The organism is Vibrio sp. 1978 (assembly GCF_033344345.1).
Genome location: NZ_JAWPOP010000153.1, coordinates 1 through 1061 on the forward strand (window position 1 = coordinate 1; position 1061 = coordinate 1061).

Annotated in this window: 1 protein-coding gene; it reads right to left on the minus strand. The window is 49.7% G+C overall.

Annotated features, from left to right (window positions below; all coding sequences use genetic code 11):
• Positions 1–129: 129 nt before the first annotated feature.
• On the minus strand, positions 130–1061 hold a 932-nt coding region (locus tag R8N49_RS25150), incomplete at its 5' end, for a glucodextranase DOMON-like domain-containing protein (RefSeq protein ID WP_318190215.1).

The window sequence follows — 1061 nt, forward strand, 5'->3', positions numbered from 1 at the left end:
CTTTGGGACAGTCTGGTGCTGTGGGTGAAATCGTTCTTTAACTAGAATAAAAACGAGCAGAAGTGTCTTTCTGCATTCTTTTGTTGATGGCCGCCCAGCTAAACGCTGGGCGGTGTCTTTTTTAACGGTTTATTCCGACAAGGTGATGATTGGTAAATCGTCCCAAATCTTACTTTCATCCGATGCGCCACCGGAGAAGTTCCAAGGGCCTTTGTCTTGCTCTAGCGGACGGTAAGTTGCCGAAAGGCCGTCTAAGTCCCAAGTCGTGACATAGAATCGGATTCCATCGAGCGAATCTGGGCGGCCTAGTGCATCGCTAGCAAAGTCCATTGAAATGGTGTTGTTGGCTTTGTCTACTGTCACTGTTGGTGCTGGCGTTACGGCTTCTCCCCATGTCGTCGCATTTGCTCCTTTGGTGTTGTAAATCGAGCTTTGCCAGCCAAAAACAACCGCATTGCGACTCCAGGTTCCGCTTGGCATAGAAGCGTTGATCTTCGGTAGCTCAGACAAGTTGGTTGCCGCTTCTTCCGGTAAATCAATAAAGATGGTGAAACCCACGTGGTCGAAGCCGTTTGGTGGCAACCAAGTGTCGGTGATTTTGTCCATAGTGAAGGTCAAACGTACGTTACTGCCAACGGTAAACACTTCTGCTTTATTGATCGCGAGTTGGCTGTTGTCTTTGTCGAACGTTGGATCGGTTGGTAATGAGTAGTTGCCGTTTGGGCCGCCCACGCCGTCTTGTGCATCGCCCGCATCATCAATGGTGTCGTCCGGCGTGTTTGACCAGCTTAGGTTGGAGACAAAATTCACGTCCTCGATGCCTGCTTTTTTCTCGGTGGAATAAATCGCGAAGCGGTGCTGTTGCTCGCCAACCGCAAAATGACGAGTCGACAGCGTGACACTAAACTGACTATCAGCACCTACAGTAATGGTTTGCGCTGTTTCCAAGTTACCATCGACGACGAGGTTCAACTTCTCGTTGGCGTTCGCACTACCCGCGATAACAATATCACCAGTGATGGTTTTTCCTTCCCAATCCTGCGCCAGTTGTATGTTGAGGT